Origin of the sequence: Kosakonia sp. (assembly GCF_032052965.1) — a bacterium.
GTDB lineage: Bacteria > Pseudomonadota > Gammaproteobacteria > Enterobacterales > Enterobacteriaceae > Kosakonia.
Genome location: NZ_DAMBVN010000014.1, coordinates 89312 through 101876 on the forward strand (window position 1 = coordinate 89312; position 12565 = coordinate 101876).

Sequence of the window (12565 nt, forward strand, 5' to 3'; positions counted from 1 at the left end):
AGCAGGAAGGAACAGCATGACAGATGTAACCGTAAAAACGCTGGCCGCTGAGATTCAAACCTCTGTGGACCGCCTGGTACAGCAATTTGCTGATGCAGGGATCCGCAAGTCTGCTGAAGACTCAGTAACAGCGCAAGAAAAGCAGACGCTATTAGCGCACCTGAACCGTGAACATGGCTCAGGTCCTGATAAGCTGACGCTGCAGCGTAAAACGCGCAGCACATTAAGTATTCAGGGCACCGGTGGTAAAAGTAAATCGGTGCAGATCGAAGTCCGTAAAAAGCGCACCTTTGTAAAACGCGATCCACAAGAGGCTGAACGTCTCGCTGCGGAAGAAGAGGCGATGCGCGAAGCGGAAGAGAAGGCCCGTCGTGAAGCACAGGAACTTGCTGAGCGCGAAGCCGAAGAAAAAGCAAAGCGTGACGCCGAAAGCCGTGTGAAACGTGAAGCCGAAGAAAAAGCTAAACGCGAACATGCTGAAAATGCAAAACGTGAGGCTGCGGAAAATAGCAAAGTGAGCAATCAACAATCTGACGAAATGACCAGGACTGCCCAGGCGGAAAAAGCCCGCCGTGAATCCGAAGCGCAAGAACTCAAGCGCAAAGCGGAAGAAGAGGCTCGTCGTAAACTGGAAGAAAACGCACGTCGCGTAGCGGAAGAAGCTCGTCGTATGGCAGAACAGAATGAAAATGGCTGGAAAGCCGGCGAAGAAGAAGAAACTGTCGGTGATTATCACGTAACCACTTCCCAGCACGCGCGTCAGGCTGAAGATGACAATGACCGCGAAGTTGAAGGTGGTCGTGGTCGTGGCCGCACCGCAAAAGCGCCGCGTCCGAAAAAAGGTAACAAACACGCTGAAAGCAAAGCCGACCGTGAAGAAGCGCGTGCTGCGGTTCGTGGCGGTAAAGGTGGGCGCCAGCGTAAAGGTTCTACTCTGCAACAGGGCTTCCAGAAGCCGGCGCAGGCGGTTAACCGTGATGTTGTGATTGGCGAAACCCTGACTGTTGGCGAACTGGCCAACAAGATGGCGGTGAAAGGTTCTCAGGTCATCAAAGCGATGATGAAACTGGGCGCAATGGCCACCATCAACCAGGTGATCGACCAGGAAACGGCACAACTGGTTGCCGAAGAAATGGGCCACAAAGTTATCCTGCGTCGTGAAAACGAGCTGGAAGAAGCAGTAATGAGCGACCGTGATACTGGCGCTGCCGCTGAACCGCGTGCACCGGTTGTGACCATTATGGGTCACGTTGACCACGGTAAAACCTCTCTGCTCGACTACATTCGTTCTACGAAAGTGGCTTCTGGCGAAGCGGGCGGCATTACTCAGCATATCGGTGCTTACCACGTTGAAACTGACAACGGGATGATCACCTTCCTGGATACCCCAGGCCACGCCGCGTTTACCGCAATGCGTGCCCGTGGTGCGCAGGCAACAGATATCGTGGTATTGGTTGTTGCTGCAGACGACGGCGTAATGCCGCAAACTATTGAGGCTATCCAGCACGCGAAAGCGGCGCAGGTGCCAGTGGTAGTTGCAGTAAACAAAATTGATAAGCCGGAAGCTGATCCGGACCGTGTGAAGAATGAACTGACTCAGTACGGGATCATTCCGGAAGAGTGGGGCGGCGAAAGCCAGTTCGTCCACGTATCTGCTAAAGCGGGTACCGGCATTGATGAACTGCTCGACGCGATTCTGCTGCAGGCGGAAGTTCTGGAGCTGAAAGCGGTTCGTAAAGGTATGGCAAGTGGCGTCGTTATCGAATCCTTCCTGGATAAAGGTCGTGGTCCGGTAGCAACGGTTCTGGTGCGTGAAGGTACGCTGCATAAAGGCGATATCGTACTGTGTGGTTTTGAGTACGGTCGCGTGCGTGCGATGCGTGATGAACTGGGTCGTGAAGTGACCGAAGCGGGTCCGTCCATTCCGGTGGAAATTCTCGGTATGTCCGGTGTCCCTGCAGCGGGTGACGAAGCGACAGTCGTCCGTGACGAGAAAAAAGCGCGTGAAGTGGCGCTGTATCGTCAGGGTAAATTCCGCGAAGTCAAACTGGCACGTCAGCAGAAATCCAAACTGGAAAACATGTTTGCCAACATGACCGAAGGCGAAGTTCACGAAGTGAACATCGTCATGAAGGCCGACGTTCAGGGTTCTGTGGAAGCGATTGCCGACTCTCTGCTGAAATTGTCTACCGACGAAGTCAAAGTGAAGATCGTGGGCTCTGGCGTAGGTGGTATCACCGAAACCGACGCAACACTGGCTGCGGCTTCGAATGCGATTCTGGTGGGCTTCAACGTTCGTGCTGATGCGTCTGCGCGCCGCGTTATCGAGGCGGAAAGCCTGGATCTGCGTTACTACTCGGTCATTTATAACCTGATCGACGAAGTGAAAGCAGCGATGAGCGGTATGCTTTCTCCGGAACTGAAACAGCAGATCATCGGTCTGGCTGAAGTTCGCGACGTCTTCAAATCGCCGAAATTTGGCGCGATCGCAGGCTGTATGGTTACCGAAGGTGTGGTTAAACGTCACAACCCAATCCGTGTCCTGCGCGACAACGTGGTTATCTATGAAGGCGAGCTGGAATCCCTGCGTCGCTTCAAAGATGACGTCAACGAAGTTCGTAACGGTATGGAGTGTGGTATCGGCGTGAAGAACTACAATGACGTACGTACTGGCGATATGATCGAAGTGTTCGAAATTATCGAGATCCAGCGTACCATCGAGTAATCAACGCGATAGTGCAATGTAGGCCGGGGAAGCGCAGCGCCACCCGGCAAGAAATATCAAAAGGGGCTACGGCCCCTTTTTAGTCTGGAGAATTATTATGGCGAAAGAATTTGGTCGCCCTCAGCGCGTCGCTCAGGAACTGCAAAAAGAGATTGCGATTATCCTGCAGCGCGAGATCAAAGATCCGCGTTTGGGTATGATGACCACGGTTTCCGGTGTTGAGGTGTCCCGCGATCTGGCGTATGCCAAAGTGTTTGTCACCTTCCTCAACGATAAAGATGAAGCCTCGATTAAAGCAGGCATCAAAGCGTTGCATGATGCATCCGGTTTTATTCGTACCCTGTTGGGCAAAGCGATGCGTCTGCGTATTGTGCCGGAACTGACCTTCTTCTATGACAATTCGCTGGTCGAAGGGATGCGTATGTCCAATCTCGTCACCAGCGTGGTGAAACACGATGACGAGCGTCGTGTGAACCCGGACGACAACAAGGAGGACTGATGAGTCGTCCTCGTCGTCGCGGTCGCGATGTGCATGGCGTACTGCTGTTGGATAAACAGCAAGGTGCGTCCAGTAATGATGTACTGCAGAAAGTAAAACGTCTCTATAATGCCAACCGCGCTGGGCATACCGGCGCGTTGGATCCGCTGGCTACCGGCATGCTGCCGATTTGCCTCGGAGAAGCGACGAAATTCTCCCAGTATCTGCTTGATTCTGATAAACGTTACCGGGTCATTGCCCGCCTCGGGCAGCGTACCGATACATCGGATGCGGATGGGCAGGTTGTGGAAGAACGCCCGTTGACCTTCACCGCCGATCAATTGACGGTGGCACTGGAGAGTTTCCGCGGCGATACACAGCAAGTGCCTTCGATGTACTCTGCATTGAAATATCAGGGGAAGAAACTCTACGAATATGCGCGCCAGGGGATAGATGTCCCCCGTGAGGCACGCCCAATTACCGTTTATGAACTGTTGTTCATTCGCCATGAAGGTAACGAACTGGAGCTTGAAATCCACTGTTCGAAGGGCACCTATATCCGCACTATCATTGATGATCTGGGCGAAAAACTGGGCTGTGGCGCGCACGTTATCTATTTGCGCCGCCTGGCGGTCAGCAAATATCCCGTTGAACGCATGGTAACGCTGGAACAGCTGCAGGAACGTGTAACGCAGGCTGAACAACAAGGTATCCCGGCGGCGCAACTGTTGGATCCTCTGTTGATGCCGATGGATAGCCCGGCTTCAGATTTCCCGGTGGTGAATATCCCTTCTGTTGTGGCGGCGTACTTTAAAAACGGTCAGCCAGTGCGTGCCTCAGCCGCGCCAAAAGATGGCCTGGTTCGCGTCACGGAAGGTGAAGACGAGACGTTTATCGGGATGGGCGAAATTGATGGTGAGGGGCGTGTTGCTCCCCGTCGTCTTGTGGTCGAATATCCTGCTGTATAACGGGCCTGGCTTGCGGGAATCCGTGACTACGAGTAGAATATTGCCGCTTAATGTCTGGCTTAGTGGTTAACTGGGTCTGGCGTTAAACCTGGGGTCGCTGAATTAGAGATCGGCACCCTTTCCTTTTTTTATCACTGGAGTTCAAAATGTCTCTAAGCGTTGAAGCTAAAGCAAAAATCGTTTCCGAGTTTGGTCGTGGTTCTAACGACAGCGGTTCTACCGAAGTTCAGGTTGCGCTGCTGACTGCTCAGATTAACCACCTGCAGGGTCACTTTGCAGAGCACAAAAAAGATCACCACAGCCGTCGTGGTCTGCTGCGCATGGTTTCTCAGCGTCGTAAACTGCTCGACTACCTGAAACGTAAAGACGTTGCACGCTACACCGCGCTGATCGAGCGTCTGGGTCTGCGTCGCTAAGTCTGGCGAGTTTCAAGAAGGGGCCTACAAGGCCCCTTTTTTCAACCAGGCGGCAGCAATTGGCAGTAAACTAATGTATTGTTGCCATGTATGATCTTCTCTGCAGAGGTTCGCGCGGCTAATGAGAGCCTTTATCCGCAATGGGGCGGGTCAGGATTGTCATTAGTCGCGAGGATGCAAGAAGGTCCTGTTAAATAATCAGCACGCCTGAGGTGTGCTGATCTTCATTAAGAAAGGATAGAATTTTGCTGAATCCGATCATTCGTAAATTCCAGTATGGTCAACATACCGTCACGCTGGAAACCGGCATGATGGCGCGTCAGGCCACTGCTGCCGTAATGGTAAGCATGGATGACACCGCTGTATTTGTGACCGTTGTTGGCCAGAAAAAAGCTAAACCGGGTCAGGACTTTTTCCCACTGACCGTTAACTACCAGGAGCGTACCTACGCTGCCGGTAAAATCCCGGGCGGTTTCTTCCGCCGCGAAGGCCGTCCGAGCGAAGGCGAAACCCTGATTGCTCGTCTGATTGACCGTCCGGTTCGTCCGCTGTTCCCGGAAGGTTTCGTTAACGAAGTGCAGGTTATTGCGACCGTTGTTTCCGTTAACCCACAGGTTAACCCGGACATCGTTGCAATGATCGGTGCGTCTGCTGCGCTGTCACTGTCCGGTATTCCGTTCAACGGCCCGATCGGTGCTGCTCGTGTGGGTTATATTAATGACCAGTACGTACTGAACCCGACCCAAGAAGAGCTGAAAGAAAGCAAGCTGGATCTGGTGGTTGCTGGTACCGAAGCTGCGGTGCTGATGGTTGAGTCTGAAGCAGAACTGCTGAGCGAAGATCAGATGTTAGGTGCAGTGGTATATGGCCACGACCAGCAGCAGGTTGTTATCCAGAACATCAACGATCTGGTGAAAGAAGCGGGTAAACCGCGTTGGGACTGGCAGCCAGAAGCCGTGAACGAAGCGCTGAACGCGCGCGTTGCTGCACTGGCTGAATCACGTCTGAGCGATGCTTACCGCATCACCGACAAACAAGAGCGTTATGCTCAGGTTGATGTTATCAAATCTGAAACCATCGCGACGTTGGTTGCCGAAGACGAAACGCTGGACGCTAACGAGCTGGGCGAAATCCTGCACGCTATCGAGAAAAATGTCGTTCGTAGTCGCGTGTTGGCTGGCGAACCGCGTATCGATGGCCGTGAAAAAGACATGATCCGTGGTCTGGACGTCCGTACCGGCGTTCTGCCGCGTACCCACGGTTCTGCTCTGTTCACCCGTGGTGAAACTCAGGCGCTGGTAACGGCGACGCTGGGTACCGCGCGTGATGCTCAGATCATCGACGAACTGATGGGTGAGCGTACTGACTCCTTCCTGTTCCATTACAACTTCCCTCCGTACTCCGTAGGTGAAACCGGGATGGTAGGTTCGCCGAAACGTCGTGAAATTGGTCACGGCCGCCTGGCAAAACGCGGTGTACTGGCTGTCATGCCGGATGCAGATAAATTCCCGTACACCGTACGTGTTGTTTCTGAAATCACTGAATCCAATGGTTCTTCTTCCATGGCTTCTGTGTGTGGCGCATCTCTGGCGCTGATGGATGCCGGTGTTCCGGTGAAAGCTGCCGTTGCGGGTATCGCAATGGGCCTGGTGAAAGAAGGCGAAAACTTCGTCGTGCTGTCTGACATCCTGGGTGATGAAGACCACCTGGGCGATATGGACTTCAAAGTAGCGGGTTCCCGCGACGGTATCTCTGCTCTGCAGATGGATATCAAAATTGAAGGCATCACCAAAGAGATCATGCAGGTTGCGCTGAACCAGGCGAAAGGTGCACGTTTGCATATTCTGGGCGTGATGGAGCAGGCGATTAACGCGCCGCGTGGTGATATTTCAGAATTCGCACCGCGTATTCACACCATTAAGATCAATCCGGACAAAATCAAAGATGTGATCGGTAAAGGCGGCTCCGTAATCCGTGCGCTGACCGAAGAAACCGGCACGACCATTGAAATCGAAGATGACGGTACTGTGAAAATTGCAGCGACCGATGGCGATAAAGCGAAACATGCTATTCGTCGTATCGAAGAGATCACGGCTGAGATCGAAGTGGGCCGCATCTACAACGGTAAAGTGACCCGTATCGTCGACTTTGGCGCGTTTGTTGCCATTGGTGGCGGTAAAGAAGGTCTGGTACACATTTCTCAGATCGCTGACAAGCGTGTAGAGAAAGTGACTGACTACCTGCAGATGGGTCAGGAAGTGCCGGTTAAAGTTCTGGAAGTTGACCGCCAGGGCCGTATCCGTCTGAGCATTAAAGAAGCAACTGAGCAAACTCAGCCTGCAGAAGCGGTAGAAGCGCCGCAAGCAGAGCAGGGCGAGTAAGTCAGGTTGCCTTTGCCCTCCGCATTAGCGGAGGGCTTATTAGCAGGCAGGACGCCATGTTTGCAGCCGGGGGACAGGACGTTCATCCAATTGTTGTCTTCGGGAGTGGGAAATGAAGCCTTTTTTGCGCTGGTGTTTCGTTGCGACAGCTTTAACGCTGGCAGGATGCAGCAACTCTGCCTGGCGTAAGAGCGAAGTCCTCGCGGTGCCATTGCAACCGACTTTGCAGCAAGAAGTGATTCTGGCACGTATGGAACAAATTCTTGCCAGTCGGGCTTTAACCGATGATGAACGCGCACAGCTTTTATATGAGCGCGGAGTATTGTATGATAGCCTCGGTTTGAGAGCCTTAGCGCGAAATGATTTCTCACAAGCGCTGGCGATTCGACCTGATATGCCTGAAGTATTCAATTACTTAGGCATTTATTTAACGCAGGCAGGCAATTTTGATGCTGCCTATGAAGCGTTTGATTCTGTACTTGAGCTTGATCCAACTTACAACTACGCGCACTTAAATCGCGGTATCGCATTACATTACGGCGGCCGTAATAAGTTAGCGCAAGATGATCTGCTGGCGTTTTATCAAGACGATCCTAATGATCCTTTCCGGAGTCTGTGGCTTTATATCGTTGAGCGGAAGCTCGATGAGAAGCAGGCTAAAGAAGCACTGAAACAGCGCTTCGAAAAATCGGATAAGGAACAGTGGGGATGGAACATTGTCGAGTTCTACCTCGGTGACATCAGTGAAGCAACGCTGATGGATCGCCTGAAGGCGGACGCAACGGATAACACCTCGCTCGCTGAGCATCTCAGTGAAACCAACTTCTATTTAGGTAAGTACTACCTAAGTCTGGGGGATAAGGACAGCGCCACGGCACTGTTCAAACTAGCGGTTGCCAACAACGTCCATAATTTTGTTGAGCACCGTTACGCATTGTTGGAATTAGCGCTCTTGGGCCAGGAGCACGACGACCTGGCAGAATCGGACCAGCAATAGCTGACGAACATATCAGCCCGTAATCTCTTTTGATTGCCATCATCTTCGCGGGTGAGGGCTTTATTGTTCGTTAATTAACCTACTTTGAGCCGGTTCACACTTTTCAATGAAAATTGCTAATTTTTTTCACGATGAGTTATGTAGACTGGCCGCCAATGACATAGAGGCACTTGTACTACATGGCTGAATTCGAAACCACTTTTGCAGATCTGGGCCTGAAGGCTCCTATCCTTGAAGCCCTTAACGATCTCGGTTACGAAAAACCATCTCCGATCCAGGCTGAGTGCATTCCGCACCTGCTTTCTGGTCGTGACGTGCTGGGTATGGCCCAGACTGGTAGCGGTAAAACCGCAGCGTTTTCCCTGCCACTGCTTAACAACATCGATCCAGACCTGCGTGCGCCGCAGATCCTCGTGCTTGCTCCGACCCGCGAACTGGCGGTTCAGGTTGCTGAAGCCATGACCGATTTCTCTAAACATATGCGCGGCGTAAGCGTGGTTGCCCTGTACGGTGGCCAGCGTTATGACGTGCAATTACGCGCCCTGCGCCAGGGGCCGCAGATCGTCGTCGGTACGCCGGGTCGTCTGCTGGATCACCTGAAACGCGGCACGCTGGATCTCTCTAAACTGAGCGGTCTGGTGCTGGATGAAGCAGACGAAATGCTGCGCATGGGCTTTATCGAAGACGTTGAAACCATTATGGCGCAGATCCCGGAAGGTCATCAGACCGCTCTGTTCTCTGCAACCATGCCGGAAGCCATTCGTCGCATCACCCGTCGCTTTATGAAAGAGCCGCAGGAAGTGCGCATTCAATCCAGCGTGACCACACGCCCGGACATCAGCCAGAGCTACTGGACGGTGTACGGCATGCGCAAAAACGAAGCGCTGGTGCGTTTCCTGGAAGCGGAAGATTTTGATGCGGCGATCATTTTCGTCCGTACCAAAAACGCAACGCTGGAAGTGGCTGAAGCGCTGGAGCGCAACGGCTACAACAGCGCCGCGCTGAACGGTGACATGAACCAGGCGCTGCGTGAGCAAACGCTGGAACGTCTGAAAGATGGTCGTCTGGATATTCTGATCGCAACCGACGTTGCTGCACGTGGTCTGGACGTTGAACGTATCAGCCTGGTCGTTAACTACGACATCCCGATGGATTCTGAATCCTACGTTCACCGTATTGGCCGTACCGGTCGTGCGGGTCGCGCCGGCCGCGCACTGCTGTTTGTTGAGAACCGCGAACGTCGTCTGCTGCGCAACATCGAACGTACGATGAAGCTGACCATTCCGGAAGTGGAACTGCCGAACGCAGAACTGCTGGGCAAACGCCGTCTGGAAAAATTCGCCGCTAAAGTTCAGCAGCAGCTGGAAAGCAGCGATCTGGATCAGTACCGTGCACTGCTGGCAAAAATCCAGCCTGCTTCCGAAGAAGAGATGGATATCGAAACGCTGGCCGCTGCACTGCTGAAAATGGCTCAGGGCGAACGTCCACTGATCCTGCCGCCGGATGCGCCGATGCGTCCGCGTCGCGAGTTCCGTGAGCGTGATGAGCGTTTCGAACGCCGCGGCGACCGTAACGATCGTGGCCCGCGTGGCGACCGTCCGGAACGTGCTGGTGAAGACCGTCCGCGCCGTGAGCGTCGTGATGTTGGCGAAATGGAACTGTACCGTATTGAAGTGGGCCGTGATGACGGTGTTGAAGTTCGTCATATCGTTGGCGCCATCGCGAACGAAGGTGACATTAGCAGCCGTTACATCGGTAACATCAAACTGTTCGGTACCCACTCCACTATCGAACTGCCGAAAGGCATGCCGGGCGAAGTTCTGCAGCACTTTACCCGTACGCGTATTCTGAACAAGCCGATGAATATGCAACTGCTGGGCGATGCACAGCCGCGTGAGCGTAGCGAACGTCGCGGTGGCGGTGAGCGCCGTGGTGGTGGTTTCGGTGGCGAACGTCGTGAAGGCGGTCGCGGTGGTGAAGGCCGCCGTTTTAGCGGTGAGCGTCAGGAAGGTCGTGGTTTCGGCGGTGAACGTCGTGCCCCGCGCCGCGATCGTGACGACAGCGCCCCACGTCGCCGTAACGACGCATAATTCGCGTTACATAGCGTAAAGAAATAGATACAGCCCCGATCGAAATGATTGGGGCTTTTTTTATCTGTAATGTACTCCTGTACTGGTACAATGTGGCGTTTTCACTTTCCGGCATTGACCATCACAGGAGAATTTTTCAGATGTCGACACTGACAACCACTCAGGCTTCCCCTTCGCTGTTCGGCGGGGTGGTGATTATCGGCGGCACGATCATTGGCGCAGGCATGTTTTCGCTGCCCGTGGTGATGTCCGGCGCGTGGTTCTTCTGGTCGCTGCTGGCACTGGTTTTTACCTGGTTTTGCATGTTGCACTCCGGGCTGATGATCCTTGAGGCGAACCTGAACTATCGCAGCGGCGCGAGCTTTGACACCATCACTAAAGATCTGCTCGGCAAAGGCTGGAACCTGGTCAACGGCGCCTCCATTGCCTTTGTTCTCTATATTCTGACTTATGCCTATATTTCAGCGAGCGGCTCCATTCTGCATCACACCTTTGCGGAAATGTCGCTGAATGTGCCAGCTCGTCTGGCAGGCTTTGTCTTTGCGCTGGCGGTGGCGTTTATCGTCTGGCTCTCCACCCACGCAGTGAGCCGTATGACAGCGATTGTCCTCGGCGCGAAAGTGATCACCTTTTTTCTCACTTTCGGCAGTCTGCTGGGGCACGTACAGCCCGCCACGCTGTTCAATGTGGCGCAAAGCAATGCGTCCTACACGCCCTATTTGTTAATGACGCTGCCGTTCTGTCTGGCATCGTTCGGGTACCACGGTAATGTCCCTAGTCTGATGAAATATTACGGCAAAGACCCCCGCACCATCATCCGTTGCCTGGTTTACGGCACGCTGCTGGCGTTGGGGTTGTATGTTGTCTGGCTGCTGGTGACGATGGGCAATATTCCGCGCCCTGCATTTATTGAGATCGCAGCGAAAGGCGGCAACATTGATGTGCTGGTACAGGCGTTAAGCGGCGTGCTGAACAGTCGCAGCCTGGATCTGCTACTGGTCATTTTCTCTAACTTTGCGGTTGCCAGTTCCTTCCTGGGCGTCACGTTGGGGCTGTTTGATTACCTTGCGGATCTGTTTGGTTTTGATGATTCGCCGCGCGGGCGTTTTAAAACGGCACTGCTGACATTCATCCCGCCGGTTATCGGTGGAGTGCTCTGGCCGAACGGTTTTTTATACGCCATTGGTTATGCGGGCCTGGCAGCGACCATATGGGCAGCCATTGTTCCGGCGCTGCTGGCAAACGCTTCCCGTAAACGCTTTGGCAGCCCGGCGTTTCGCGTCTGGGGCGGGAAAGCGATGATTGCCCTGATCCTGCTCTTTGGCGCAGGTAACGCCGTCGTACATCTGCTGTCCAGCTTTAACCTGTTACCCGTTTACCAGTAACGTCTGACACTTTGCCCGGCCCGCAAATCGTGCGGGCCGGGCAAAGAACGGTTTACCCCAATAGTTCTTCTTTCACCTGCATTGCCAACTCAAACGAGTAGAGCCGTGCCTGGTGATCAAAAATCTGCCCGTTCACCATGATCTCGTCGGCTCCAGTTTCACGCAGGATGGATTCGAGGCCGTGGCGCACTTTCGCTTTGTCCCCCACCAGCGACATACTCAATGCCTGCTGCACGCCATACTGCTCCGACGGCGACCAGAACTTATCCATATTCTCGATAGGTGGCGGCAGTTGCGCACTTTCACCACGACGCAGCCGGACAAACGCCTGCTGCATAGAGGTAAACAGAAACTCCGCATCGCGATTACTGTCGGCGGCAACAATATTAATGCACACCATCGCGTAGGGTTTTTCCAGCCGTTCGGAGGGTTTGAATTGCGTACGGTAAAGGTGCAGCGCCTGGAACAGCATATCCGGAGCAAAATGCGAGGCGAAAGCAAAGGGCAAGCCGAGTTGCGCCGCCAGTTGCGCACTGTACAGGCTTGAGCCTAACAGCCACACCGGGATCTTTTCACCATAACCCGGTACGGGGCGTACAGGCGGGTTCGGATCGCGCGCGTCAAACCAGTTCACCAGTTCCGCCACGTCGCGCGGGAAGTTATCAATATCGCCACTCATATGGCGACGTAACGCCATCATGGTGCGCTGATCGCTGCCTGGCGCACGGCCAAGCCCAAGATCGATACGGCCAGGATAGAGTGTATTCAACGTGCCGAACTGCTCAGCGATCACCAGCGGTGAGTGGTTAGGGAGCATCACGCCGCCAGAACCCAGGTGCAGGGTTTGTGTGTTCGCCGCCAGATAACCAATCAGCACCGACGTCGCCGCGCTGGCGATGCCGGTCATATTGTGGTGTTCTGCCAGCCAGTAACGATGATAACCGCGCTTTTCGGCAAGTTTCGCCAGATCCAGCGAATGGGTGAATGCCTCGCGGGCACTGGAATGTTGCGGGATCGGTGCCAGATCGAGCACCGAAAAAGGAATGGCTTTCTCAGACATAAAAGACTCACTTTGCTACAGCATCGTCATCAGATTGAAGGTCTTCTTCCAGCCTGGCGCAAAGT

Annotated in this window: 10 protein-coding genes; 9 read left to right on the top strand and 1 reads right to left on the bottom strand. The window is 53.8% G+C overall.

Translation table 11 applies throughout. The features are described from left to right. The first annotated feature begins 16 nt into the window (after nt 1-16). The 9 genes from infB to mtr all read left to right on the top strand — a co-directional run bounded on the left by infB (nt 17) and on the right by mtr (nt 11440). Nucleotides 17-2725 carry a translation initiation factor IF-2 gene (gene infB / locus RTX30_RS16465; RefSeq protein ID WP_312691242.1) on the top strand — a complete coding sequence of 903 codons (2709 nt, stop codon included), beginning with the start codon at nt 17-19 and terminating at the stop codon, nt 2723-2725. A 97-nt stretch (nt 2726-2822) separates the two neighbouring features. After that, nucleotides 2823-3224 (top strand): 30S ribosome-binding factor RbfA, encoded by a 402-nt coding sequence (gene rbfA, locus RTX30_RS16470; RefSeq protein WP_312691243.1) that lies wholly within the window; start codon nt 2823-2825, stop codon nt 3222-3224. Next, a complete protein-coding gene (truB, locus tag RTX30_RS16475; RefSeq protein WP_312691244.1) occupies nt 3224-4171 on the top strand; it encodes a tRNA pseudouridine(55) synthase TruB in 948 nt (315 codons plus the stop codon). The genes rbfA and truB overlap by 1 nt, the downstream gene beginning before the upstream one ends. Before the next feature lie 146 nt (nt 4172-4317). Continuing rightward, nucleotides 4318-4587 carry a 30S ribosomal protein S15 gene (rpsO, locus tag RTX30_RS16480; RefSeq protein WP_017457357.1) on the top strand — a complete coding sequence of 90 codons (270 nt, stop codon included), beginning with the start codon at nt 4318-4320 and terminating at the stop codon, nt 4585-4587. Between the two features lie 245 nt (nt 4588-4832). Further along, nucleotides 4833-6968: a polyribonucleotide nucleotidyltransferase gene (gene pnp, locus RTX30_RS16485; protein WP_312691245.1), complete on the top strand. Its 2136-nt coding sequence runs from the start codon at nt 4833-4835 to the stop codon at nt 6966-6968. Between the two features lie 112 nt (nt 6969-7080). Next, nucleotides 7081-7965, top strand: coding sequence for a lipoprotein NlpI (nlpI, locus tag RTX30_RS16490; protein ID WP_312691246.1), 885 nt, complete (start codon nt 7081-7083; stop codon nt 7963-7965). Between the two features lie 106 nt (nt 7966-8071). Further along, on the top strand, nt 8072-8152 hold the full coding sequence (gene yrbN, locus RTX30_RS22400) for a protein YrbN (protein ID WP_097400725.1): 81 nt from the start codon (nt 8072-8074) through the stop codon (nt 8150-8152). After that, nucleotides 8145-10055 (top strand): DEAD/DEAH family ATP-dependent RNA helicase, encoded by a 1911-nt coding sequence (locus RTX30_RS16495; protein WP_312691247.1) that lies wholly within the window; start codon nt 8145-8147, stop codon nt 10053-10055. The genes yrbN and RTX30_RS16495 overlap by 8 nt, the downstream gene beginning before the upstream one ends. A 140-nt stretch (nt 10056-10195) precedes the next feature. After that, the gene (gene mtr / locus RTX30_RS16500) at nt 10196-11440 is read left to right on the top strand and encodes a tryptophan permease (protein ID WP_312691248.1); all 1245 of its coding nucleotides are present in this window, start codon (nt 10196-10198) and stop codon (nt 11438-11440) included. Between the two features lie 52 nt (nt 11441-11492). On the opposite strand, the gene RTX30_RS16505 is transcribed toward mtr, so the two are convergent. Continuing rightward, entirely contained in the window at nt 11493-12500 is a 1008-nt protein-coding gene (locus RTX30_RS16505; protein WP_312691249.1) for a luciferase-like monooxygenase, read from the bottom strand. Between the last annotated feature and the right edge of the window lie 65 nt (nt 12501-12565).

Excerpts from the sequence above, each read along its gene's own strand:
- infB (WP_312691242.1), top strand. The coding sequence starts at position 17 with ATGACAGATGTAACCGTAAAAACGCTGGCCGCTGAGATTCAAACCTCT.
- rbfA (WP_312691243.1), top strand. The coding sequence starts at position 2,823 with ATGGCGAAAGAATTTGGTCGCCCTCAGCGCGTCGCTCAGGAACTGCAA.
- truB (WP_312691244.1), top strand. The coding sequence starts at position 3,224 with ATGAGTCGTCCTCGTCGTCGCGGTCGCGATGTGCATGGCGTACTGCTG.
- rpsO (WP_017457357.1), top strand. The coding sequence starts at position 4,318 with ATGTCTCTAAGCGTTGAAGCTAAAGCAAAAATCGTTTCCGAGTTTGGT.
- nlpI (WP_312691246.1), top strand. The coding sequence starts at position 7,081 with ATGAAGCCTTTTTTGCGCTGGTGTTTCGTTGCGACAGCTTTAACGCTG.
- yrbN (WP_097400725.1), top strand. The coding sequence starts at position 8,072 with ATGAAAATTGCTAATTTTTTTCACGATGAGTTATGTAGACTGGCCGCC.
- RTX30_RS16495 (WP_312691247.1), top strand. The coding sequence starts at position 8,145 with ATGGCTGAATTCGAAACCACTTTTGCAGATCTGGGCCTGAAGGCTCCT.
- mtr (WP_312691248.1), top strand. The coding sequence starts at position 10,196 with ATGTCGACACTGACAACCACTCAGGCTTCCCCTTCGCTGTTCGGCGGG.
- RTX30_RS16505 (WP_312691249.1), bottom strand. The coding sequence starts at position 12,500 with ATGTCTGAGAAAGCCATTCCTTTTTCGGTGCTCGATCTGGCACCGATC.